Source organism: Paraglaciecola mesophila KMM 241 (assembly GCF_000315015.1).
Taxonomy (GTDB): domain Bacteria; phylum Pseudomonadota; class Gammaproteobacteria; order Enterobacterales; family Alteromonadaceae; genus Paraglaciecola; species Paraglaciecola mesophila.
Genome location: NZ_BAEP01000085.1, coordinates 1 through 19,501, shown reverse-complemented (window position 1 = coordinate 19,501; position 19,501 = coordinate 1). Strand labels below are relative to the sequence as shown.

The 19,501-nt window shown below is 45.5% G+C and carries 16 protein-coding genes and 1 pseudogene; 11 read left to right on the top strand and 6 right to left on the bottom strand.

Translation table 11 applies throughout. The annotated features are described in order from the left end of the window. The first annotated feature begins 36 nt into the window (after nucleotides 1-36). Nucleotides 37-1,413 (top strand): SLC13 family permease, encoded by a 1,377-nt coding sequence (locus GMES_RS20885; protein ID WP_006994809.1) that lies wholly within the window; start codon nucleotides 37-39, stop codon nucleotides 1,411-1,413. A 278-nt stretch (nucleotides 1,414-1,691) separates the two neighbouring features. Continuing rightward, a complete protein-coding gene (locus tag GMES_RS20880; RefSeq protein WP_006994808.1) occupies nucleotides 1,692-2,018 on the top strand; it encodes a YunC family protein in 327 nt (108 codons plus the stop codon). A 52-nt stretch (nucleotides 2,019-2,070) separates the two neighbouring features. Here GMES_RS20880 and GMES_RS20875 read toward each other — a convergent pair whose 3' ends face one another. After that, on the bottom strand, nucleotides 2,071-3,069 hold the full coding sequence (locus GMES_RS20875; RefSeq protein WP_006994807.1) for a LysR family transcriptional regulator: 999 nt from the start codon (nucleotides 3,067-3,069) through the stop codon (nucleotides 2,071-2,073). A gap of 414 nt (nucleotides 3,070-3,483) precedes the next feature. Between GMES_RS20875 and GMES_RS20870 the strand changes: the two genes are divergently transcribed. The 4 genes from GMES_RS20870 (at nucleotide 3,484) to GMES_RS20855 (ending at nucleotide 8,914) form a co-directional block, all read left to right on the top strand. Then, on the top strand, nucleotides 3,484-5,073 hold the full coding sequence (locus GMES_RS20870) for a flavin monoamine oxidase family protein (protein WP_033187503.1): 1,590 nt from the start codon (nucleotides 3,484-3,486) through the stop codon (nucleotides 5,071-5,073). Next, nucleotides 5,063-5,677, top strand: coding sequence for a c-type cytochrome (locus tag GMES_RS20865; protein ID WP_006994805.1), 615 nt, complete (start codon nucleotides 5,063-5,065; stop codon nucleotides 5,675-5,677). Before GMES_RS20870 ends, GMES_RS20865 begins: the two co-directional genes overlap by 11 nt. An 18-nt stretch (nucleotides 5,678-5,695) precedes the next feature. After that, nucleotides 5,696-6,205, top strand: a complete 510-nt coding sequence (locus tag GMES_RS20860; protein ID WP_006994804.1) for a RidA family protein — start codon at nucleotides 5,696-5,698, stop codon at nucleotides 6,203-6,205. Between the two features lie 102 nt (nucleotides 6,206-6,307). Continuing rightward, nucleotides 6,308-8,914, top strand: a complete 2,607-nt coding sequence (locus tag GMES_RS20855; RefSeq protein WP_006994803.1) for a TonB-dependent receptor plug domain-containing protein — start codon at nucleotides 6,308-6,310, stop codon at nucleotides 8,912-8,914. Between the two features lie 91 nt (nucleotides 8,915-9,005). Here GMES_RS20855 and GMES_RS20850 read toward each other — a convergent pair whose 3' ends face one another. The 3 genes from GMES_RS20850 to GMES_RS20840 are packed head-to-tail and all read right to left on the bottom strand — an operon-like array spanning nucleotide 9,006 to nucleotide 14,511. After that, complete coding sequence (locus GMES_RS20850; RefSeq protein WP_006994802.1) at nucleotides 9,006-10,427, bottom strand: CsiV family protein; 1,422 nt, start codon at nucleotides 10,425-10,427, stop codon at nucleotides 9,006-9,008. Continuing rightward, nucleotides 10,427-13,909, bottom strand: a complete 3,483-nt coding sequence (mfd, locus tag GMES_RS20845; RefSeq protein WP_006994801.1) for a transcription-repair coupling factor — start codon at nucleotides 13,907-13,909, stop codon at nucleotides 10,427-10,429. Before mfd ends, GMES_RS20850 begins: the two co-directional genes overlap by 1 nt. A gap of 5 nt (nucleotides 13,910-13,914) precedes the next feature. Then, nucleotides 13,915-14,511: a PilZ domain-containing protein gene (locus GMES_RS20840; RefSeq protein WP_006994800.1), complete on the bottom strand. Its 597-nt coding sequence runs from the start codon at nucleotides 14,509-14,511 to the stop codon at nucleotides 13,915-13,917. Nucleotides 14,512-14,859: 348 nt separating this feature from the next. Between GMES_RS20840 and GMES_RS20835 the strand changes: the two genes are divergently transcribed. Both GMES_RS20835 and GMES_RS20830 read left to right on the top strand, forming a co-directional pair. After that, nucleotides 14,860-16,071 carry a lipoprotein-releasing ABC transporter permease subunit gene (locus GMES_RS20835; RefSeq protein ID WP_006994799.1) on the top strand — a complete coding sequence of 404 codons (1,212 nt, stop codon included), beginning with the start codon at nucleotides 14,860-14,862 and terminating at the stop codon, nucleotides 16,069-16,071. Between the two features lie 155 nt (nucleotides 16,072-16,226). Beyond that, complete coding sequence (locus GMES_RS20830; RefSeq protein ID WP_006994798.1) at nucleotides 16,227-16,784, top strand: phosphoribosyltransferase; 558 nt, start codon at nucleotides 16,227-16,229, stop codon at nucleotides 16,782-16,784. A 168-nt stretch (nucleotides 16,785-16,952) separates the two neighbouring features. Here the strand turns inward: GMES_RS20830 and GMES_RS20825 are convergent. Both GMES_RS20825 and GMES_RS22560 read right to left on the bottom strand, forming a co-directional pair. Then, nucleotides 16,953-17,300 (bottom strand): annotated as a pseudogene (locus GMES_RS20825) (YHS domain-containing (seleno)protein); the annotation flags it as partial. A 12-nt stretch (nucleotides 17,301-17,312) separates the two neighbouring features. Continuing rightward, nucleotides 17,313-17,486, bottom strand: a complete 174-nt coding sequence (locus tag GMES_RS22560; RefSeq protein ID WP_006994796.1) for a hypothetical protein — start codon at nucleotides 17,484-17,486, stop codon at nucleotides 17,313-17,315. Between the two features lie 365 nt (nucleotides 17,487-17,851). On the opposite strand from GMES_RS22560, the gene GMES_RS20820 reads away from it, so the two are divergent. The 3 genes from GMES_RS20820 (at nucleotide 17,852) to GMES_RS22345 (ending at nucleotide 19,421) form a co-directional block, all read left to right on the top strand. After that, nucleotides 17,852-18,340: an MmcQ/YjbR family DNA-binding protein gene (locus GMES_RS20820; protein WP_006994794.1), complete on the top strand. Its 489-nt coding sequence runs from the start codon at nucleotides 17,852-17,854 to the stop codon at nucleotides 18,338-18,340. A gap of 371 nt (nucleotides 18,341-18,711) precedes the next feature. Beyond that, on the top strand, nucleotides 18,712-18,909 hold the full coding sequence (locus tag GMES_RS20815) for a CsbD family protein (protein WP_006994793.1): 198 nt from the start codon (nucleotides 18,712-18,714) through the stop codon (nucleotides 18,907-18,909). Between the two features lie 350 nt (nucleotides 18,910-19,259). Continuing rightward, nucleotides 19,260-19,421 (top strand): DUF1328 domain-containing protein, encoded by a 162-nt coding sequence (locus tag GMES_RS22345; protein ID WP_006994792.1) that lies wholly within the window; start codon nucleotides 19,260-19,262, stop codon nucleotides 19,419-19,421. The last annotated feature ends 80 nt before the right edge of the window (nucleotides 19,422-19,501 follow it).

Genomic DNA, 19,501 nt, shown 5'->3' with positions numbered 1-19,501 from the left:
GCCTGCTTCAGGCAATGCATTAGGATAGCGAATGTTATGCGATTAACCCGTCAGCACTTTATTTTGATTGGCCCTTTACTGGCGATCCTGTTTTACGGTTATTTACGATACTCCCAAGTCGAATACCTACCGGCAGTGACCGCAGCTATTACTGCGTTAACGGTTATTTGGTGGGTCAGTGAAGCCATACCTATTCCTGCTACCTCTATCGTCCCTTTCGCATTGCTACCCTTGTTTGGCGTGCTAGACCATGGCACAGCGGCATCCGCATTGGGCAGTCACGTAATTTTGCTGCTGATGGGGGCGTTTATGCTATCAACCGCACTAGAGCGCAGCGGCGCCCATGAGCGTCTTGCCGTGTATATGGTACGCATGGTAGGCGTGAGTAGCGGCAGGCGATTAGTGATGGGGTTTGTATTGGCGACCGGTTTCTTGAGTATGTGGATATCCAATACGGCCACGGTGCTGATTATTCTGCCCATGGCATTAGCTGTGCTGTCACACGTAGATAACCCAAAGCTAAAAGTAGCGTTGATTTTAGGCATTGCTTACTCTGCCAGTGTCGGCGGCTTAGGGACGCTCATTGGCACACCGCCCAACGTGATATTTGCCGCTATTTATCAGGAGCAAACAGGGCAAGAGTTTGGCTTTTTGGCGTGGATGAAAGTGGGGGTACCGGTGGTTATTGTTAGCCTGCCGATTATCGCCCTGTGGCTAACCCGCAACGTGACCCTAGAGCACGATATTGAATTGCCTACATTGGGTGCGTGGCGAAAAGAAGAGTCTCGTACCTTGTGGGTATTTGGATTAACCGCCCTAGCATGGATAACGCGCAATGAGCCTTTCGGCGGCTGGAGCGGTTGGTTTGATATACCGTATGCGGGTGATAGTACCATCGCATTGACCGCTGCAGTTGTGATGTTCATCGTGCCTAATGGTAAAGGAAGCAGACTGCTCGACTGGGAAGCAGCCAAAAGGATCCCTTGGGGCATACTGCTGTTATTTGCAGGTGGTATTGCTCTGGCTAAGGGCTTTAGCGCATCAGGGTTAAGCCAAATCTTAGGGGATTGGTTACTAAGTTTGACGAATTTACCGCTGGTGATGGTCATTTTAGCTATTTGCTTAATCGTGACTTACCTAACTGAGATCACCAGTAATACAGCAACCGCGACCTTGCTGATGCCTATTCTCGCCGTTGCCGCGGTTTCTTCAGGTAATGACCCTGCTTTATTCATGATCCCCGCAGCCATGGCCGCTAGCTGTGCCTTTATGCTTCCCGTTGCGACCGCACCCAACGCGATTGCTTATGGTACTGGGGAAATCACCATTAAAGACATGGTCAAAGAAGGCGCTATTTTGAGCTTTTTGATCTCCAGCATAGTAGGGTTGATCTGTTACGCATTGCTGCGCTGAGGCACGAGATGTTAGCTCACGTACGCTCACATTTACGCCGCCGGTTTATTCAAGCATTTAAGCCAACCTCTGTTTCACAAACATGCCCATGCATAACAAATGAATAAACCCCCTTAGCTGCATTTAAGTGCAGCTAAGGGGTAATCACATTCTAAATTGGTGCATAAATATCATTCACTTAGGCATTTTCATTGAATAGCGCGCCTTGCCCGAATGGCATCAATACTGCAAAAGCCTGCGTTTTAAAATGATAAATAAGATAAGGCAGGAGTAGTAATATGAGTAAGTTGTTGGGTGTCGCGTTAGGCTTAATGTTTACTGCTACAGCGCAAGGGGAAGCCTTTGACTGGGGTGAGCTTAAACGCGAGCGTATCGAATTGAAATTACCCTTACTCACAGTTCAAGGTGAACAAGGTTTATTAGCGTGCGGTTATGTGGATGTGAACACGTGTAATAAAACAGGTGAAGCGTGCGCGATTGTATCAGGTGTAAAAACCCATGAAGATATGCTGCAAAAACCAGTGTTATTGGTTTCAAAAGCCGCACGAGCGTTAGGCGTTGAACCGGGCATGACAGGCACCCAAGCACTTGAATTAATGCGCTAGGGCAAACCATTGTGCCTATTTGAGTTGTGGCGTTAGCTGAGGCTAAGTAGCTTTAGCCAGCCACAGCTGACTCGATGTTAATGACCGAAGGTTGCTGGTATTTATTGTCTAGCAACTCACCTCGCCAGCTATTATCAGCATGCAAGTTTGCGGCGGTTTCACGAATAAGCTCAAACACAGCAGCAACGGCGGGGTTTTTATGCTGATGCTCGGCTAAGCGCAAATAAACCTCACGTTTTAACTCTGGCTCCGTGATATTAATGGCTCGAATTTGATGACTCGCTTCTAAGTGGCACGTCGCTGATGAAGGGTAAATGGCTAAGCCAAAACCCTGAGAAACATAATGTAATGTGGTCATCAGTTGTCCAAAGGCGTTACGTGTTTTTAATTTAATACCGCTCTTTTGGGCTTGCTCCTCAAGCAATTTAGGCAGAGCGTCACGTCTGTCTGGCATAAAGAGTTCGTAATCTTGTAGCGACTCAAATGGAATCGACCCGAACAATGAAAGTTCACTGTAGCTGGGGTTTTTAGGTCGTGGTGAAATATACAAATATAGATTTTCGCTTATAAGAGGCAATGAACTAGCGGCATGTTTGCTTAAGTCGGTGTTGTAACACAGAGCAATATCAATTTGCTGTTCGGCAAACCAATTTTCGACCATATAAGAAGGCCCAACCCTAAAGGCTAACTCTACATTAGGAAAGCGGTGCTCTAGCTCAGTTTGCAATTGCACCGACAGCACATTACATAGTGATTGACTGAGGCCAACGATCACCTTGCCCTTGCACTTGGTTTGCTGCCCAATCAAGTCTAATTTAGCGGTATTGATTTGATTTAAAATGAGCCTAGCATGCTCTTCGAATTGAGAGCCCGCATGGGTGAGTGACACACCACGGAAATTTCGCTCAAAGAGTTTTATTTTCAATTCATGTTCTAAGTTCGCCAGTTGCAAACTGATGGCAGGCTGTGCAACATCAAGCACTTTTGATGCTCCCGATATACTGCCTTGCTCTACAGTAGCCAAAAAGTACTCTAGTTGTTTTGTATTCATTCGATACCCAAATTTATACTTATCTTGCTCAAATAAACCGCTTATTAAGGAGGAATTAGCAAATTAAATGCCTAAGTAGCATTTGCTCTTAGCTAGAGCGCATGCTCGGTGACCAAAAAGCCACGTGTCTAGCGCGGTCAAAATCGCTAATGTTGATTAATGTTTCGTCCTGCTTGTTATCAAAAAGCAATTTTGATGCCGCATAACTTATTCTTTTTTGTTAGAAAAACGCCTCTCTCGCCCCTTTATTTACCCCTCAACATCCTTGAAAGCCTCGTCATGAATGGGTCATAAAAAAAATATGGGGCTGCACAATACTATTGTGCGTTCTGTCATTTGTTTCGTATCGCTAGCATATAAACCAGATTTTCCAACCTCATCGAACGATAAATTAGGAAGTACGTTAGAACGATTATGCTAAATATTACTCGAAGACAATTTCTCAGTTATGTAGGGGCAGCGGGTGGTTCATCAGCATTACTTAAAACAAGTTTAGCTTTAGGTTTAATGCCTGATGATAGTTATTCAGGACCCGTTCAAATCAAGCCCGCAGCGAAAGGTGAACAGCCCACCGCACTCATCCTAGGCGCTGGTGTAGCAGGGTTGGCAACAGCCCTCGAGCTCGAAAAAGCCGGTATTCAATGCACTATTTTAGAAGCCTCATTTAGACCCGGTGGACGTAATCTAACCGTGCGAAACGGTGATAAAATAGACGAAATGGGCAATACCCAAATTTGCCAATTCGATAAACAAGAAAATTTATTCTTTAACTGCGGTCCCGCACGTATTCCCGGCCACCATAGACGTTTGTTGCACTATTGCAGAGCATTGAATGTGCCATTACAGATCAAAGCTAATAGTAGCAAGATGGCGTATTTCCACGATGACAACTCATTAGATGGCAAACCAAAACGCATTATTGAATACCACACAGATGTGCGTGGATTGATGTCCGAATTGCTTTGGAAGTCAGCAGATTCGAATAATTTTGACCAAATGATGTCAGAAGAAGATGTGGCCACATTAATGAAGTTTTCTCAGACCTATGGTGATTTAACCGAAAACGGTAAATACATAGGCAGTGAGCGCGCTGGCTCTACAACCGATCGCATGTTGGAGTTTCCGAAACCTCATGCGCCAATCGAATTAAAAGCCATGCTCGACAGCCAGTTTTGGTACGGCGGTTTATTAGGCGCTGAATTGTATGACTGGTGTGAACCGTTAATGGAGCCAGTAGGCGGCATGGACGGCGTGATTAAAGGCTTCTTACGTAATCTTAAAACTCAGCCTGTACTTAATGCTCAAGTGAAAAAAATCTATAACCGTGACAACGGGGTAGAAGTCACCTATGAGCAGGGCGGCAAATTGCACACCGTTCAAGCGGACTATTGCTTTAACAATATTCCTGCCTACTTCATGGCCGGTATCGATAACAACTTCTCAGAAACATACCAAGCAGGTTTAGACAGCGTTAAGCGCGGGCACTTGTTTAAAATTGCTTATCAAATGAGCGAGCGTTTTTGGGAACGAGACGGTATTTACGGCGGTATCAGCTATACCACCGACCCTATTAACCAGCTGTGGTATCCGTCTCATGACATTCATGCGCAAAAAGGCATTTTATTAGGCGCTTATACGTGGGATGCGAAAGTCAGTGGCATATTTGAAAAAATGACACCGCAAGAGCGACTCACCGCTGGGGCGTTGTCCGCTGAAAAAATCCACCCAGGCTGCAGCAAGTACATTGAAAACGGTATCAGTATTCCATGGGCCCGAATGAACCATCAAATGGGCTGTGGTATGCGCATGAGCCCTGAAGACTTCGATCAGTATTATCACTTACTGCAAAAGCCAGAAGGTCGTCACTTCATGATTGGCGATCAAATTAGTCATCACAGTGGTTGGCAAGAAGGGGCGCTGGCTTCCAGTGAGCAAGCCCTGCAACAGTTCAATCAGCTTGTTAGTTCTCACTCTAAAAGTGGAGGTGCCAGTCATGTCGCTTAAATCAACACTTTTTGTTTTATTGCTGGCGGGTAACGCCAGTGCATTGCACGCCTCTGAAGCTATCACGCCTGAAGGTCTTGAGTATTGCACCGTATGTCACGGTAGTCAGCTGAAGGGGAATGCCAATATTCAAGCCCCAAGATTAGGAGGACTATCAAAGTGGTATATCGAGCGCCAACTCAATAATTTCAAACAAGGCATTCGTGGTGCCCACACCGGTGACGTGACAGGCAGTGAAATGCAGGCGATGACACGCCACTTAACCCCAAGTGATATCTCGGCCATTGCGAGTTGGATTGGTCAAACCGAATCGCCTAAGCCAGAAGCAACCCTTCACGGCGATCTCGATGCGGGTAAAACCTTGTATCAAGGCTGCGCTGCATGCCACGGAGCGGATGGTGGCGGTAATAAAGCTATAGGCGCGCCGCGCTTGAGTGGCATTAATGATTGGTACGTACTTACACAAATTAATCACTTTCGTGAAGGTATTCGCGGTAATGACCAAAAAGACATTTACGGACAACAAATGAAAGCCGCTGTTTCGATGGTGCAATCAGATCCTGATGCGGTGAATCTCGCCGCTTATATCAGCCAACTTAAATAAACCAGGAGTTACCTTTACATGATCAAACGCATGAACAAACGCATTTTACTTACCGCTGCTGCCGCTTTATTCAGTGCCAACAGCTTTGCAGAAGTGACGCGTCACGCATTACCTAACAACAACCCGTTTCCTATTTCTCGCGCAGTGGAGGTCACGCCTGACACCACGTTAATTTTCCATGCGGGTATGACACCAGGCCCTGTTAATCCTGATGCCGAAAAGGGCAGCCGCGAATATTACGGCGATACCGAAACCCAAGCACTAAGTGTGTTTAAACGATTGGAAGACTCATTTAAAGACTTAGGCGTCGATTTTGGAGATGTCGTCAAAATGCAGGTGTTTATGGTGGGTGACCCAACCATGGACGGAAAGATGGACTTTGGTGGTTTTATGAAAGCATACACCAAGTACTTTGGTACGAAGGAGCAGCCAAATAAACCATCACGTTCGGCTTTTCAAATAGCAGGTTTGGCCGGTGGCCCGAACATGTTGATAGAAATTGAAGTGGTACTGGCCAAGCCAGAGTAAGCGTCAATAATCGTCCTGCTCGGGAAGAGCAGGCTGTGCAATAACGGAAATAGCCAAGTTAATTAGCTCGCAAAGATTAAAAAATAAAAAAGGTGAACACACATGCTCAAGCAAAATAAACTTAGCAAAGCAATAAAAACCGGGTTGATGACCTGCGCAATGGGTTCTGTGGCAATATCATCAGCAATGGCACAAGAAACACAGACGCCAGATGAAGCGGCTGCTACTTACGAGAAAGTGGTTATTACCGGTTCTCGCGGTGCACCTCGCTCGCTAGCGGATTCACCCGTACCGGTCGATGTACTCAGTGAAGACGATTTAGCGTCAGTGCCTTTTTCGGATACCAATGATATTTTGAAAACATTGGTGCCGTCATATTCACTTCAGCGCCAGCCTATATCAGATGGTGCATCTTTTATTCGCCCTGCCACGTTACGCGGTATGCCAACGGATAAAACCCTAGTATTGGTAAACTCTAAACGTCGTCATCGCTCTGCACTTGTGCAAATCGGTGGTTCAGGTACGCAAGGCCCAGATATTGCGACCATTCCATCTTCTGCCCTTAAAGGCGTGGAAGTATTGCGTGATGGTGCAGCAGCACAATACGGTTCTGATGCGATCGCAGGCGTCATTAACTTTGTTTTAAAAGATAACGATGAAGGTGGTTCTTTTTCAGTTGACGCGGGGCAATACTACGAAGGTGATGGCGAGCAAATCACCCTAACGGGTAACATTGGTTTCTCGTTGGGTGACAACGGCTTTTTGAGTTTATCTGCTGAATACGCAGATTCAGACTCAACCAACCGCGGCGAGCAATACTGTGAAGATTGGTGGTGTGGTGATGCAAGCGATCCACGCGGTGCTGCAAACCCGTATTTGAGCGACCCTGACTTTGTTGCCGGTATGGAAAACGCCAACTTAGGCGGTGAAGACGTGGTGCAGCCCTGGGGCCAACCTAATACTTCAGCAACGCGTGTTTTCTTTAACAGTGGTTACGAATTCAACGACGACATGAAGTTCTACGCTTTTGGTAACTACTCTGAAAGTGAAGGGGACGCTTCCTTCTACTATCGTTACCCAGGTAACGGCACCATAGAAGATTTGCGTCAAGAAGATGGTTCTATTTACAGCCCCCTAGAGAAATTCCCTGGTGGTTTCACACCGCGCTTCTTTGGTGATATTACTGATTTCTCATTGGTTACTGGCCTAGAAGGTGAGTTTGCTAATGGCATGACATACGATTTCAGTGGTCGTTATGGCTCAAATGAAATTGAATATACCTTGAAAAACACCATCAACCCTTCTATGGGAGCTGACTCGCCTACCTCGTTCCACCCTGGCGATTTGGTTAACGAAGAATTGCAATTCTCTGCTGATTTCACCAAGTACTTTGACTTTGGTTTGTATTCAGACGTGTTGTTCGCCTTCGGTGCCACTTACATGGAAGAAACATACGAGCTGAAGGGCGGCGATGAAGCATCTTACTCTGCTGGCGCTTATGCCACGTCTGATCCTTGGGGATTCTGTGACGATGCAGGTGGTACGACTGCAGCTGGTTTAGCGGTTATCACAGGGGGCTCAACCCTTGATTGTTCAAATGCTGATGATCCGGTTTATACCGCAGTTGGGGTTGGCTCTAACGGTTTTCCAGGTTATTCACCAGAATATTCAGGTGAATACGAGCGTGATATGCACGGTATCTACGCCGATGTGAGCAGTGACGTAAGCGAAGATTTATTTTTACAAGCCGCTATGCGTTACGAAGACTACTCTGATTTTGGCTCTGAGCTGGTGGGTAAATTAGCGTTTAAATATACCTTGAGTGATGAATTCAACATGCGTGGCTCTGTGGGCACGGGTTTCAGAGCACCAACGCCTGGCCAGCAAGGTACCACTAACGTATCAACACGTTTACCTGACGGTTTACCGGTCGCAACGGGTTTGTTTCCTGCACTAAGTGCAGTGGGTCAAGCTTTAGGTGCTGAGGCGCTAAAACCTGAGAAATCATTGAACTACAGCTTAGGTGTAACCGGCAGTATTGATGATTTGAACGTGACATTAGATTTCTATCGCATTGAGCTTGAAGATCGTTTCTACGCAGTATCGACTTTAGACGTTTCCACGGATGAAACAGATGCTGATGCCTATGCTAACTTCTTGAAGCTAGAAGCGGCGGGTGTTGCTGGTGCAAACACCATTGGTGGTGTTAACTATTTCCAAAATGCGTTTGATACAGTGACCAACGGTATGGATTTCGTTGTGACTTACACCATGGGTGATACCGTACTCAGCACATCTGTTAACTACAACAAAACGGAAATTGACTCAGATGCATCAGCTTACTTAAATGCAGAAGACCAATTTGATTTAGAGAATGCTATTCCAGAATGGCGTGGGGTCGCTTCAGCTAAGCACAGCTTTGACGACTTAACTCTATTGGTGCGCGCTAACGTGTATGGCTCTTACGAAAACGCGATTAGCTCTGATGCAACAACGCGCCAAGAATACGACCCAACGGTATTCTTCGATTTAGAAGCAAGCTACCAAATCAGTGAAAATGTCACCATTGCAGCGGGTGCACGTAACATCTTTGACGAATACCCAGACAAAGATGATGGCGATGACTGTTGTGGTGCGGTTTACTGGTCAAGCAACATCGTTGATTGGCAAGGTGGTTACTACTACATGCGTTTAAATACTGTTTTTTAGGTTTGACCTATACATAACTGTTAACGAACTTAAAATTCGTTCATAAAAAAAGCGGCTCAAATGAGCCGCTTTTCTGTTCGTACGTTAGCGCTTAATTATTGTCAGTTACTTTTGGTGGCTCATAACGGCGTATTTGCACGACCATGCCGAACAAAGGGTGATCAAAATAATGTAACTGTTTAGATATTACTCTACGTAATTGATCAAAATGAAAGCTTTGCAAAAAGTTATTCGGTTGCACATCAGTTTCACCGGGTAAGCGCAAGGTAATAGGCGCTCGATAGTCTAGATTGCTGTCTATGTGCAAGTAGGGCGTGCGACCTAAATTTTCTAGGTATACCTTAAAGTCACCTTCTACCTGCCAAAGGGGTTTCTCTGCTACTTGAATGAAATCTTCTGCGTCGATACTGGCGTCAGCATCAGCAGTATTGCCCTGACTAAAATCAATTACCTTTGCAGGCTCTGGCGAAGCGAGCGCGGAATTGATTTGCGCGAATAAAGCCTGATTAGATAATCCTTTCTCCATGCTGTCTTCGTTTTGTTGAGCGTTCATAAAACGTGGGTCTAGCACTTCGTTTAATGGCGTTTCAACTTTTCGTTGGCCATCTTGGTCATAAGCTTGAGCGTAATTTTCACCTGCAATTAATCTGAATGGCTGGGCTTTATCTTTGCCAAATACCACTGGCTGGCGCCATGTTAAATGCAAAATCGGGGTGAGATCTTTCTGCCAGCGAATATGCTCTTCAAGTTTTGCCAGCTGTTGGGCTGATTTTGGCAACAAGTATGGGCTTTGGCGATTAGGCCATTCCACGCCATCAATATGGATGGGTATACGCTTAGGCTGCTTGACATCAATAGGCTTGTCATAAGGCCCAGCCAGTAACACGCGATCTTGCTCGAACGCACAGGGTAACGATCGAGGAATTTGCCATTTAACCCAAGTCGGCTCTGATAAAGTAGGACTCGCGCTGGGTGTGACTTGTGCGCCGCTTTGCTTGGTATTATCGCCATCAGAATAGACCTGAGTATTGACGATATTTGTCGGATCACTTTGCGCCGAGCCCGTTAATTGATTAATCAAGGCCGTGGTTTCGTCTGCTGCCGGCTCATCTTGTACATCAAGGTAAGAATAATCCGTTTCAGTGAATACTGTGTTTGCTAAAGTGAATTGACGCTCACGTTGTTCTTTTTTATTTACCTCTACACTGGCATCACACGAAGGTAAGCCTGCACTCATGTAGGTCAGGTCCGGTGAAACATAATCGCTGAGTAAATCGAATGCGGTTGGCGATGCAAACTCTGGTGCTTTATGGGCAAAGCTTTCAGCGATACTTTGTGCCGCAATATCTCGCTTAAACACAATCACTTCAACATCAAACCACCAGTCGTTAGCATGCGCCGTAGTGTGCAGGCCTAAGGTGCAGCTTAAGGCGAGCAGCGTCATGCCAAGCTTTGGCTTTCGCGCTGCGGTCGGTTGGTTTTTGGTGTTAACAAAACTAAACATATTTGGCATCAAGCGGCTCTTAATTGCTGGCTAAACTCATTTAACATATCCAGGATAAGTTGCAGCCTATCACTGGCGGATTGTGTTGGTACGTTGAATTTCAATTTGTTGGCGCCCTCTAATCGATAGATGCGCGGCTGAGATTGTATCAGTTTAATGATAAAGCTTGGGTCGATTTGGGTTTTATCTGAGAACTCAATCGCGCCCCCTGCATTGTTGGCTTCAACCTTATTGATACCCACTTTCTTGGCCACTAATTTCATTTGACTGATTTGCACTAGGTTCTTAGCGGCATCAGGTAGTAATCCAAAGCGGTCAATCAATTCAATTTGCACTTCATTGATTTGTCTTTCATTTTTGCAGCTGGCGAGCTTTTTATACAAAGACAAACGGGTGTTTACATCATTGATGTAATCTTCTGGGAATAGTGCAGGTAAGCGCAATTCGATTTCCGTTTGATTAGCAAGGGCGGTGTCAAGTGATGGCTCTTTGCCTTCTTTTAACGCTTCAACCGCTTGCTCTAACATTTCCATGTACAGGGTAAAACCGACCGTGGTGATTTGACCAGTTTGGTCGTCACCGAGCAACTCACCGGCACCGCGTATTTCTAAATCGTGAGTGGCAAGGGCAAAGCCTGCGCCTAAATCTTCCAGTGAGGAAATGGCTTCCAAACGTTTTTTGGCATCTTTGGTCATGCGTTTAGGATGCGGCGTTAATAAATAGGCGTAAGCTTGGTGATGAGAACGACCCACACGGCCACGCAATTGGTGTAACTGAGCAAGGCCAAGATGATCCGCTCTGTCCATGATAATGGTATTCGCTGAAGGAACGTCAATACCGGTTTCAATGATGGTGGTACACACCAACACATTGTGTCGCTGGTGGTAAAAATCCCCCATGACCTTTTCAAGTTCCCGCTCGCGCATTTGACCATGGCCTATGGCAATTCGCGCTTCAGGCACCATTTCGGCTATTTCGTCAGCGGTACGCTCGATACTTTCCACTTCGTTATGCAGAAAGTACACCTGACCACCGCGCAAAATCTCCCGCATGATGGCTTCACGGATAAGCTCTTTGCTACGTTGGTTCACAAAGGTCTTGATCGCCAAACGTTTGGCTGGTGGCGTCGCAATAATTGACAAGTCGCGCATGCCGGAAAGCGCCATGTTAAGCGTTCGCGGTATGGGCGTGGCGGTTAAGGTCAGTATGTCAACGTCTGAGCGCAAGGCTTTAAATTTCTCTTTTTGGCGTACGCCAAATCGGTGCTCTTCATCGATAATGACCAAGCCCAAATCATCAAATTTCACATCGCTTTGCAGCAGTTTATGGGTGCCCACCACAATATCCACTTTGCCATCGTCTAAACCAGCCATTACCTCTTTTTGGTCTTTGGTACTGCCAAAACGTGACATCACTTCTATCTTAAATGGCCAGTCGGCGAATCTGTCTTTGAAGTTTTCATAATGTTGCTGGGCTAGCAATGTGGTGGGAACCAATATTGCCACTTGTTTACCTTGATTCGCTGCGATGAAGGCAGCGCGCATAGCGACTTCGGTTTTACCAAAGCCCACATCACCACAAACGAGTCTGTCCATGGCGTTGCTGCTACCCATGTCTTGAATAACTGCGTTGATGGCTTGTTGCTGATCTAAGGTTTCTTCAAAGGGGAAACTGTCGCTGAAAGCTTGGTATTCGTCCCAGGCAATTTTGTAAGAGTAACCGGGTTTGGCTGCGCGCCTAGCGTATACGTCAAGTAATTGTGCGGCCACGTCTCGCACACGCTCGGCGGCTTTTTGCTTGGCTTTGCTCCAGGTTTCGGTGCCTAGATTGTGCAAAGGGGCTTTTTCTAAATCACCACCGCTGTAGCGGCTGATTAAATGCAGCGCGGATACCGGTACATACAATTTGGCTTCTTTGGCGTATTCAATGGTGAGGTATTCTGTGGTGATCCCGCCAGCATCTAATGTTTGCAAGCCAAGATAGCGACCTACGCCGTGATCTAAATGCACCACAGGCTGGCCAATGGCCAGTTCAGCCAAGTTACGAATGACGGCGTTTTCGTCAGTGGCTTGGCGTTTGTCACGCAAACGGCGCTGACTGATCTTATGCCCGAGCAATTCGGTTTCGGTAATAAACGCCAGTTCTTTATTGTCTTCAAAGAGCACGAAACTGTGTTCGGCCAAGCCAATGGTAATACCTACTAGCTCTTTGCTTTTTTGAAATGCATCTAGGTGTTCAAACGCTTTGGGTTTGATGCCTGCTTTACCCAATAAATCGAGCAGGCTTTCGCGGCGCCCCTGAGATTCCGCGCTAAACAGCACTTTACTGCCGCTTTTTTGCCAATCGGCAACCCGTTGTTTAAGTGTTGCCCAGGGTACTTTGTTTTGGGATTTTATCGCGATATCACCAATCGTGCGGGTGTCGTAATTGGTGACGCCGGCTTTTTGCTCCTTGGCATTTTGCTCTATGGTGATTCGGGGCCACTGCTTTAACGCGCCGAAGAGTTCTTCATTGCGTAAAAATAAATCAGAGGGCGCCATAAGCGGGCGACTGAGGTTGTAACGCAGTTGCTCGTAGCGCTCGTTAACGTCGCTCCAGAAAAAGTCACAGGCCTTGGCTAAATCGCCGTGCATCATGAGCAAGGTGTCTGGGTGCAGGTAATCAAACAGGGTAGCGCTTTGCTCGAAAAACAGCGGTAAGTAGTATTCAATGCCGCCGGGCATCATGCCTTTACCAACTTGGTAATAGATGGACTCTTTAGAATTATTGGCGTCGAATTTTTCTAAGTATTGCTGGCGAAACAGTTTGATGCCGTCTTGGTCAGTAGGGAACTCACGGGCCGGTAACAGCTTAATTTCGTCAATTTTATCCCCTGAGCGCTGGCTGTCGGGGTCGAAATAGCGAATGCTGTCGACGTCATTATCGAACAAGTCGATACGAAACGGCTGCTGACTACCCATGGGGAATAAATCGATAATACTGCCACGAATTGAAAACTCACTGTGCCCCATGACCTGATTAACGTGTGTATAACCCGCGCGCTCTAGACCCGAACGGAATGAGTCGATGTCTAAGGTTTGATTGACCTTTAAAAACAACAGATACTTGCTGAGGTAATCTGTTGGTGCCATGCGCAGCATCAAGGTATTAACCGGCACGATGAATACGCAGTTCTCGGCTTGAGTGAGGCGGTATAAGGTTTCTAAGCGCTGTGAAATAATATCTTGATGAGGGGAAAAGTTGTCGTAGGGCAAGGTTTCCCAATCAGGGAATAGTTGCACCTGTACATTTTTACCTTGTAAGAAAAAGCTTAGTTCTTTTTCTAATTTCATGGCGCTTGGGGTATCTGCCGTGACCAGTAGAATAGGGCCTTTCGTTTTACCCGCAGCGTTGGCAATAGACATTGCCAAACTACTGCCGTGTAGATTGCCCCAGTGAATTGCGTCTCGTTGGCCTTTGGCCAAGGTCGGATTAAAAATACTTGCTGTCATCTAAATTAGTCGTTCTTTTGTTGCTTGGCGCGTTTGCGTAATTGCGCTGTTTGAAGATGTAAACTGGCACGTACCAGAAGATCCTGATCTTCTTCACGAATGCAGTTATAAATAAGGGACACATGATATTGCTCGCCTACCTGCTGGCACTCAATGACTTCGCCATAGCAAAAAATGGCGGAAGCCTCCTCTTTTAGAAACAGCTTTAACTCGATGATTTGCTCAGGCTCGTAGGCTTCGTCGCACTTAACGATAATGCCACCACCACCGAACATTACTGACTCGTAAGCCAAGCTTGGGTCGTCTTGTTGCTGTAATACCAAGGACATCAACAGGTCAATTTTGCGAGATTGCGCATTTAAAAAGTTAGCCAGCTCGACAGCATGTTCTCCCATGTTACGCAGTGGACGTAATGCTTGGGCATCAATGGCGGTTGCTTCACTTGCCACTCGAAACGCGTAGGGCATGTGATCCCCTAAATCGTCAACATCGGGCAAGGTAAACCCAGCGGCTACGGTTTTAAAGTTAACCCGTATGGCATGCTCTATGGTGAAAAATTCATTGAATTGTTGCTGTTTTTCTTCGAGGCTAATGCCGTGCATGTATTCTCCGAAAATGAGTATCGTTATTCACTGTGGCCCAAGGGCCTGTCTTTATCGGCCGGCTAACGGTTAATTTAGCATTTTACGCGGTAAACTCTAGTTTGGACCATTGTAACCTTGTTTGCGCTATGACCAGAGCGTATTATTCAAAAAACGTTTTACTTTACCATGAGTTAAACGATTATGACTGTAGTCATTTATGCTGTGCGTTTTGTTAAAACAAACTCAGTTAAAATAAAGTCAGTTTACATAAACAGACTTTAGCTAAATACAGTCTAATGAGACACCACATGGTGTAACCTGCACGTCGAATTATCCCTAACCCTTTGCTAAGAGTCCATTGCTAGCATGTTTCACTCTGTTTCTGCATTTATCGGTTTGCGCTACGCAAAATCGTCTAAAGGTAATCAATTTATCGCCTTTATTAACGCCTTTTCTGCTATTGGCATCGCCCTTGGTTTAATGTCTTTGATTACAGTGTTGTCTGTAATGAACGGATTCGAGGGGGACTTGAAAGATCGTATTCTCGGTATTGCGCCGCACGTAGTGGTAGATACGCGGGGTGAAAACGAGCAGAACATTTCGAGCTTGTCGCAATTACCGGGTGTAATCGCCACCAGTGATTTTATTGAGTCTGAAGGCGTGGTGCAGTCATCGCGTAGCTTAGAAGGGGTGATGATCCAAGGCGTTGAGCCCCAAACCACCCATGAGCACTCTATTATTGCCGAGAATATGTTAGTGGGGCAGATCACCGATTTAACCCCCGGCAGTTATGGCATTATCGTCGGGCGAGCATTATCAACCCGTTTAGGGTTGAGGGTGGGTGAGCAAACACGCATTTTATCTGCCCAGGGCAGCGTATTTGGGCCGTTTGGACAAATGCCGAGCCAGCGTTTATTCACTGTGGTAGGTGTGTTTGATGTGGGCTCAGAGCTTGATGCCAAAGTGATTTTAATGAACATCAATGACAGCGCTAAACTGATGCGGAATAAGGTCAGCCGTATCGCTCAAACGCGGTTATTTTTGCAAGATCCATTTGAATATAAAATGGTGGTCGACAAGGTCAATGAGCTTGGCCTTGAAAGCGACGACTGGCGCACGCGTCAGGGCCCGTTGTTTGATGCCGTTAAGATGGAAAAGAACATGATGGCCTTAATGCTTCTGTTAATTATCGCGGTGGCTGCGTTTAATATTGTGTCGGCGCTGGTGATGGTGGTGACCGAGAAGAAAGGCGATATCGCTATTTTGCTGACCCAAGGATTATCGCGAGGGCGAATTATGCAGGTCTTTTTGTTTAATGGCTTATACAACGGCATTAAAGGGACGCTGTTTGGCGCAGCAGGCGGTTTGTTACTTGTAAGCCAATTAAACAATTTATTGAGCTTATTTAATGTGCCGATTATGGCGGCTACTGGCGGGGCAGGGTTGCCCATAGTCATGCACTGGCATCAAGTGGTGATGCTTATTTTGTTTTCTTTATTGCTGTGCTTTGCTGCCAGTATTTACCCTGCTTATCGGGCAGTGAAGGTCGACCCAGCCAGTGCGCTTAAATATGAATAGTTTTATTGCCGAGTCGGGTAGCTCGTCACAAATTTGCCATAATCGCCGTCTCTTATCACAAGATTTCAGTGTATAATGGGCGATGATTTAAAATTAGCACGCTGATTTGTTAGCTCAATAAGTCAGTGGCATTCCACGCTTCAAAGGGTTTTTCGATGGAAAAAACGTTTATTACCGCTCAGCAATTATTAGAAGATTCATTTCGCTTAGCATCAAAAGTGTACGAAGATGGTTTTCGTCCGCATTTTATTATTGGCATCTGGCGCGGTGGTGCGCCAATTGGTATCGCAGTTCAAGAATACTTCGACTTTAAAAAAGTAGAAACGGACCACATTGCCGTGCGTACTTCGTCTTATTACGGTATCGATCAACAATCAAAAACCATCAAAGTGCACGGTTTGCATTATTTGATTGAAAACGCCAATGCGGAAGATGACTTGCTTATTGTTGATGATGTGTTTGATTCAGGCCGCAGTGTTGACGCGCTGATCAAGCAAATTAAGAAGTTGTCTCGCGCTAATATGCCGAAAAACATTCGTATTGCTTGCCCTTACTATAAGCCGCAAAACAATAAAACTGACATAGTGCCAGATTACTTTGTACACGAAAGTGCAGAGTGGTTGGTATTTCCCCATGAGATTTCAGGCTTAACCCCAGATGAAATCATCAATGGCAAAACAGATTTAGCCAACGTACGTGACATCTTGGTGTAATAACGCCGAGTTTATCTTGTAAACCGGATTGAAAAAGGAGCATAGTTGCTCCTTTTTTTGTGGGTTTTTAAGCTGATCTGAGTCGTTCTCAAGAGCCCGCGCTAAGCCCTAGAATCAAGCAAGTCCATGACGAGCGCGTATGTTATCAAACGTGCCCAAACCAAGAAATTAAAAGGTAAACAACTTAACGCTGTTATCTTTTTTCCAGCGTTTTTTGGCTGCAATCTGCTCAAAACGTTTTTCAGACTTATACTGCCAATGCTTGGTAGCAGCAATGAGGTTTTTGCTACTGTCTTTAATCCATTCACTTTTCGCCTCTTGTGAAACGAACATATACAACTTACCTGCCTCAATGGTGTAAATCGAAGGGTCTGCAATAACGTCTTTTTCCATTACCAAAGAGTGGGCGCAAAGCGCGCCAAATTGGGGTAAATACTGTGCAGGATTATTGGCGAATTTTTGCTGTTTCTTTTCATTGGCAAATAAATAGCGCTGACCCATGTACACGGCCTGAAAAGCATCGCTACCCTATTTAGCGCCGCTTAGGTTGAAATAGGTTGTTGGGTCAAACCCTTGCAGGGCTAATGTTGCTTGTTTTTCAACAGAGGCTCTGTCGATGGATTCAGCGAACGCAATATTCATTGTTAAAAGGTAAAACGCAAAGAGTAACCCTGTGATTTTCATTATTTTCTTGCCTAGCATGTGTATATTCCTTTTTGAGCTGAGCTCAATTAACGTTTTACTTAGCGCTGTATTTAGCGATTTTTTGGAGCGTTTTTGTTACGAATTATATGTTTGTATAAGTAAAGACAAGGTCAGCGCCAATAATATTGCACGTTAATGGCAAATACTTCGGCTGGCGTCTTTTAACCTTTTGGTTAAATGCCATCAAACAGGTGGTAGCCTAAGTAAAAAATAGCGCTATATTACGCCTTACCTCTGTTTGTTTTTACGCTGGTTTTAAAATGAAAATAACGGCTTCACAAACTACTTCTAAAATAACCTCAAAGACAGCGCCAGAACAGAAGCAAGCACAGGAGCAAGAAAAAGAATGAGGGGAAGGACACATGCATAGCCAAGACCAAGCACACAGCCAAGTCTATGCCCAAACACGTAACTGGCTTTTAGACTTCCCTGATACAGTTGAAGACTTTCCGTTTGGACCTGAGGTCGCGGTTTTCAAAGTTAAAGGTAAAATGTTCGCTACCCTCTCTTTGGGCAAAGCGACTCCCAGTGCAACCACTCACATTGCTAGCACTAACGATGCGCAAGCCAGTGATGAGTGCACTAAGGGATGCTGTAAGGAGGACAGTAATGGATGCAGTAAGAAGTATTGGATGAACTTAAAGTGTGATCCTCATGAGGCCGTTATGCTGCGAGACGTTTTTAGCGCAGTCATCCCTGGGTATCACATGAATAAACAACATTGGAATACCGTTATTTTGGACGGCAGCTTACCAGCCGGTGAGCTTCAACGAATGATAAAACACTCTTTTATGCTGGTGGTGAATAAGCTGCCGAAGAAAGCACAGGTATCCATTCTGCTTCACCTATGAAGGCCTCGCTTTTACCCATTACAAGCTTCGCCCAACACTGTTAATGAGCATCACATTTGCATTGATGCTTTCTGACATGAGATGGCCGAGCCTGGAGGAGCCTCGCTTTAAGTTGCCTCGCTCAAGACAGTTTCATCTGATACGGCTTTACTATATTCGGCTTAACGAACTGCTAACCCGAGTACAAGGTTGGCGTGTCATTTTAATCCTGACATTTCCATGTTGCCATCGCACTAACGGACTCATGTTGTCGTATCAGCGCTGTCGTATTCACGCTGGCATAGTCATTGCTATTTACCTATTGAAGCACGTCTGTGCGCAATGGGTGTTCAGGCGATTTTCGCAGTATTTTCTCAACAAAGGAGATAATGATGAATCAAGATCAAGCTGAAGGAAATTGGAAACAATTAAAAGGTAAAGCCCAGCAGAAGTGGGGCGACCTCACCGATGACGATGTAGATAAAATGAAAGGCAGCCGCACTGAACTGGTGGGCAAAATTCAAGAGAAGTACGGCAAGTCTAAGGAAGAAGCAGAGCGCGAGGTAGACGACTTCTTCGACAATCATTAATCATCAGCCACTCGTACTATTAAAAATATAACTGAAAGCGCGTGAAGAACTGTTTCTTCACGCGCTTTTTCTTTTTCACTCTACCTTATGTTTCACACTTAATGATGTTCAATCCAATCCCTTATGACAGTATTGATTGATGCACACCAGCCCCTAGTCATCAATAACAACACGTGAAAATCTTACAAATAGGTAACAAAATTATTCATGCTTTCAAAGCTGGTTAGACCCGTATTTAAACAATGCACCTGTGCTCAACCCCACGTTTTATATACGTTTTTCTACCTATAGCATTCGTTGGCACGTTTGAAGCATTAGTTAAAGTCCACTCATTGTTAAAAGGAATAGTTATGTTACGTTGGGCCGTTATATTTTTAGTTATCGCACTGGTTGCTGCAGTGTTGGGATTCGGCGGAATTGCAGGCTCTGCAGCCGGTATCGCAAAAATCATTTTCTTCGTATTTTTAGTCCTACTGGTTATTTCAGTGGTGATGGGCAGAAGAAAAGTCTAGCTACCTTAATTCATGATCAGGCTGCCAATGGGCAGCCTTTTTTTTTGGTTTTTATTGATAGTGCATAGTCTATAAGCAAC

Excerpts from the sequence above, each read along its gene's own strand:
- GMES_RS22345 (WP_006994792.1), top strand. The coding sequence starts at position 19,260 with ATGTTACGTTGGGCCGTTATATTTTTAGTTATCGCACTGGTTGCTGCA.
- GMES_RS20840 (WP_006994800.1), bottom strand. The coding sequence starts at position 14,511 with ATGCACGGCATTAGCCTCGAAGAAAAACAGCAACAATTCAATGAATTT.
- GMES_RS20820 (WP_006994794.1), top strand. The coding sequence starts at position 17,852 with ATGCATAGCCAAGACCAAGCACACAGCCAAGTCTATGCCCAAACACGT.
- GMES_RS20815 (WP_006994793.1), top strand. The coding sequence starts at position 18,712 with ATGAATCAAGATCAAGCTGAAGGAAATTGGAAACAATTAAAAGGTAAA.
- GMES_RS20835 (WP_006994799.1), top strand. The coding sequence starts at position 14,860 with ATGTTTCACTCTGTTTCTGCATTTATCGGTTTGCGCTACGCAAAATCG.
- GMES_RS20875 (WP_006994807.1), bottom strand. The coding sequence starts at position 3,069 with ATGAATACAAAACAACTAGAGTACTTTTTGGCTACTGTAGAGCAAGGC.
- GMES_RS20865 (WP_006994805.1), top strand. The coding sequence starts at position 5,063 with ATGTCGCTTAAATCAACACTTTTTGTTTTATTGCTGGCGGGTAACGCC.
- GMES_RS20830 (WP_006994798.1), top strand. The coding sequence starts at position 16,227 with ATGGAAAAAACGTTTATTACCGCTCAGCAATTATTAGAAGATTCATTT.
- GMES_RS20885 (WP_006994809.1), top strand. The coding sequence starts at position 37 with ATGCGATTAACCCGTCAGCACTTTATTTTGATTGGCCCTTTACTGGCG.
- GMES_RS20880 (WP_006994808.1), top strand. The coding sequence starts at position 1,692 with ATGAGTAAGTTGTTGGGTGTCGCGTTAGGCTTAATGTTTACTGCTACA.
- GMES_RS20860 (WP_006994804.1), top strand. The coding sequence starts at position 5,696 with ATGATCAAACGCATGAACAAACGCATTTTACTTACCGCTGCTGCCGCT.
- GMES_RS20855 (WP_006994803.1), top strand. The coding sequence starts at position 6,308 with ATGCTCAAGCAAAATAAACTTAGCAAAGCAATAAAAACCGGGTTGATG.
- mfd (WP_006994801.1), bottom strand. The coding sequence starts at position 13,909 with ATGACAGCAAGTATTTTTAATCCGACCTTGGCCAAAGGCCAACGAGAC.
- GMES_RS20870 (WP_033187503.1), top strand. The coding sequence starts at position 3,484 with ATGCTAAATATTACTCGAAGACAATTTCTCAGTTATGTAGGGGCAGCG.
- GMES_RS20850 (WP_006994802.1), bottom strand. The coding sequence starts at position 10,427 with ATGCCAAATATGTTTAGTTTTGTTAACACCAAAAACCAACCGACCGCA.
- GMES_RS22560 (WP_006994796.1), bottom strand. The coding sequence starts at position 17,486 with ATGCTAGGCAAGAAAATAATGAAAATCACAGGGTTACTCTTTGCGTTT.